General features: G+C 33.5%; 3 protein-coding genes. All 3 read left to right on the forward strand.

Translation table 11 applies throughout. The features are described 5' to 3' along the window. Positions 1–399: S-layer homology domain-containing protein (locus BFM98_RS20340; RefSeq protein WP_139111253.1), on the forward strand; the 399-nt coding region annotated here is incomplete at its 5' end. A 208-nt stretch (positions 400–607) separates the two neighbouring features. After that, positions 608–2,326 (forward strand): RTX toxin, encoded by a 1,719-nt coding sequence (locus tag BFM98_RS20345; protein ID WP_254660068.1) that lies wholly within the window; start codon positions 608–610, stop codon positions 2,324–2,326. A gap of 67 nt (positions 2,327–2,393) precedes the next feature. Beyond that, a partial coding sequence (locus BFM98_RS20350; protein WP_175400786.1) for a cadherin-like beta sandwich domain-containing protein occupies positions 2,394–4,242 on the forward strand: 1,849 nt, incomplete at its 3' end.

Raw genomic sequence — 4,242 nt, forward strand, 5'->3', positions numbered from 1 at the left:
ACAGCAACGAACTTTAATCCAAACGGCTTGATTACGCGTGCACAGATGGCTACAGTGGCTGCCCGCTGGATAGAACAGCAATGTGTAGAACGTCCTGATGCCGATTTCTGTCCACCAACCTCACAAAGTCCAGCATTCAAAGATGTGAGCGTCCATCATTGGGCAGTGAAAGCAATTGATACTGTCAATGCAGCGGAAATTATGACAGGAATAACAGCCGATACATTCAATCCAGATGGATTTTTAACACGTGCACAAGCAGTGAAGGTATTAAATCGACTGTTTGAACGTCAAGTTCTTATTGAAGATCAAACACCATTATTTAAAGATGTTCCAAAACACCATTGGGCATTTTATGAGATTCAAGAAGCCGCAGTAAAGCATATTCATGAAAAATAGATAAAAAAATAATATAAGGTTATTCAATATTGCTAGCAATATTGAATAACCTTTTTTTGATAAATAAAGGTTAAGAAAAATTAACTTTTATCATTAATGAATTTTGTAGTTAGGATTTTAGTTCTATTATATAATTTTATGTGAGTTGAAAGTCATAGCAAAAGGGAGAGTAATGTTAATTATTTTACATATATGGGAGGAAACGATTTTGCGTCAAAATACACGTAGTAAAAATTGTATTAAGAAAATTATTTTGCTAACTTTAATCTTTAGTTTTTGTTTTCAAGCACAATTAACTTATGCAACTTCTATTAATCATCCACCTGTTGTGGTAGCTTCAGAAAGAATTCAGAAGCAAACAATGACACTTGATCAAGCAAATATCGTGATTGATGTAAGTAAGCTATTTTATGATGCTGATAATGATTCATTAATATTTAAAGCTATTCCTGATTCTGTGGGGGTAGTAACAGCCGAAATTAACTCAAATCTATTAACACTAGAGGCCCTATCCCCAGGAAAAACAAGAATAAAAGTTAGTGCTGATGATGGGAAATTAGGGAGAGCTAGTAGTAGTTTTGAGGTAGAGGTCTTACCCAAGTTGAATAACTTACCTACCGTTGTTCAAATAATAAATGACCAAATAGGACACGTAGGGGGAGCTCCAATATTAATTGATACAAGCAATGTTTTTACTGATGTAGATAACGATAACTTGACATTAGATGTAGATTCAAGTAACGAAACTGTAGCTACAGCACAATTGAATTCACAAATGATAACTATTGTACCGCTGGCTGTGGGGCAAAGTATAATCACTGTACAAGCGGATGATGGTAATGGAGGAATTGTCTCTACAACCTTTAAATTAACAGTTACAATCCCACCTAACCAGCCTCCTGTGGTCGAACAAACAATTAATAACAAAACAGGTACTGTGGGAAATGTACTAACAATAGATGTTAGTAATATTTTTTCGGATCCAAATAATGATGTTCTTACAATAGAAGTAAACTCAAGCAATGAAACTGTTGCTACAGCTCAAATAAGTGGGCAAATAATAACTATTTTGCCGTTAGCAGTAGGGCTTAATACAATTACAGTGCAAGCGGATGATGGCAAAGGAGGGAAAGTATCAACTAGCTTTACAGTTACCATAGACAATCCTACAGTGAATAACTCGCCAGTTGTAGCTCAGACGGTTAGAAATCAACGAGCAACTATTGGTGGTATACCTTGGAGTATTGATGTAGGTAATGTATTTTCAGATGCTGATAACGATTCGTTAACATTAGCTGTAAGTTCTAGTAATAGTGGGGTAGCTACGGCTAGTTTAAATGGTACAACCCTTAACATGACACAAAAAGCAATAGGGACAAGTATTATTACTATCACAGCAGATGATGGCAAAGGAGGGCTAGAATCTACAAGTTTTATATTCACTGTAGATGCTCCAAGTATTTTTATATCTGATTTTGTACAAAGTGGAAACTATAATGATGTCCTAGAAATATATAATCCTACTACATCTCCTCTATATGGTTATCAATTAGAGATACAGCAATATAATTTAATTTCAATGCAGCATAGTGTTCAAGAATTAGATATATCTTTAGTAAATCCAAATATGAATTTTGTAGTGATTCATCCCTATTTTTATGATTTTATGGATATTACCTTATCATATTATTACAACGAAGAATTTATTTTTAGAGATGCTTCTAAAATAACGGTGTCAATTACTTTAAAAGACAGTAATGGGAATATTGTTGATATATTAGGAACAAAAGATTCGACAACCGCTATATTGGAAAGTAATGGAGGTTATATTAGAGATAAAAGATTGCAATCAGGTTCTACAAATTTCAATATTTTAGAGTGGACTTTATTACCTAAAGACGACTTTTCTACTATCGGACATTACTAAACTATATTCTAACGAGGAAAGGGTGATTTTTATTCAACATTCTAAAAGAAAAATACTAAACTTAATTATGATATTTACCTTAGTTGCTTGCTTGCTACCTTTATCATCTGTAGCAGCAAAAAGTAGTCTAACTTCATTTAATACTGCCATTAATACGGAAGAAATGAAGTTGGCAATGACTACTGACTGGAGTGTATTACATTATACTGCTAAAGCTAATGAATTATTTCAAAGCTTTAAATTAGCAGACCAAAACTATTTAGCTAATAAGCTAATAGATGAAAGACCACAAAGTGGATATACATCTACAAGTACATTAAGACAAACATACTTAAATGCAGTCAATAATCGTTCTTATCTTATTAATGTTAACAGTACGACAGACTCATTAACACTATGGACAGTGTTCATTGATGATGATCATTTAAATTATAATAACTACAATCTTCTCACTATTGAAGATCAAGATGAAGTTTGTAAGCAAATCCTACTTGCCCGTCCTAATCAAGGGTATGAGTCTATAGAAACTTTACAGTCTGTGTTAGATAGCAAAGTATCCAGTATGCTTATTCAAAAGGTACAACTAGATAAAGATGCACTTAATATTCAATATGCTCAAGGTGATACCTCAGCAAATGTCACTAAAAACCTTACTTTACCAATTATCGGGGATAATGGAACAACGATTAATTGGATATCTGACAAACCTGAGGTAGTGCAAAATAATGGAAGCGTTCTTCGCCCTACTATCTCCATAGGAAATCAAAAGGTTACGTTGACAGCACAAATTTTCATCGGTAATTTTGTAGATACTAAAAGCTTCACCATTGATGTAATTGCATTATCTAAAAGCCATAATGCCTTTTTAAAGGATTTGACTATTTCACAGGGAGCCTTAAATATGGCATTTAATAAAAATACAATGTCATATTCCGCTATTGTTACTTCTAAAGTAGATAGTCTATTTGTAAATCCATTAGCTGAGGATAAAAAAGCTGAAATCACAATAAATGGGAGATCCGTTGCAGAGCCGATCAAGCTTGTAACAGGTGTCAATACAATAAAAATTTTGGTAAAGGCTGAAGATGGCAGTCAAAAACTTTATACAATTGTAGTAACAAAGGAGAATTCTTCTACTAATAGTGAAAATACCTCTACCTCAGAATCTTCTCCACCTTCTCCTACAGAGAGTTTTACTGTAAATGTGGAGTCGAGTAATGGAAAAGCCGTTTCTAAAACAACTATTAAGCGATTAGTAGATGTGGATGGATTGGTGAAAGATGAAGTAATTCTTACAGAAGCAAGTGTATTAGAAACTATCAATAAATTAAAAGAAGAAAAATCGGATCAAGCACGTATTGTTATTCCTAATTCGCAGGATAATGTAAAGCAAGTGGACATATCTATACCTAATAATATTGTTACTCTACTAAAAGAAAGTCGTTTAAATTTAGAAATTTCAGCTTATGATGTAAGTGTCAATGTCTCAAATGAATCATTGGCAACATTTAGTGATAATTTATACTTTAGATTAATTCCTTTAAAGGGACAATCTGAACAATCACAGGTTGAAGAACGTGCAAAAAAAGAGTCAATTGTGCAAGAAATAGCGAATAGTTCATTTAGTAAAGTATTAGGGCAACCCATGAAAATTGAGACTAATATGCAGAATCGACCTGTATTATTAACTCTTCCATTACCTACAGATATTACACAGGAACAGCTCAATCATCTGGCTATTTATATCGAGCATAGTGATGGCACAAAAGAGGTTGTACGTGGGAAGATTGCTGTCTCTTATACACATCTAAAAAAAAAAAATTCTGATGTACAAGCTCTTCTTGCGTTCTTTTCGACTCCTGAATTTTTGCGCCCTTATTGCCAACAACCTTTAACCAGCTTAGTTCAAGTGCATC

This window comes from Lysinibacillus sp. AR18-8, from assembly GCF_001705465.1.
Classification (GTDB): Bacteria; Bacillota; Bacilli; order Bacillales_A; family Planococcaceae; genus Lysinibacillus; species Lysinibacillus capsici.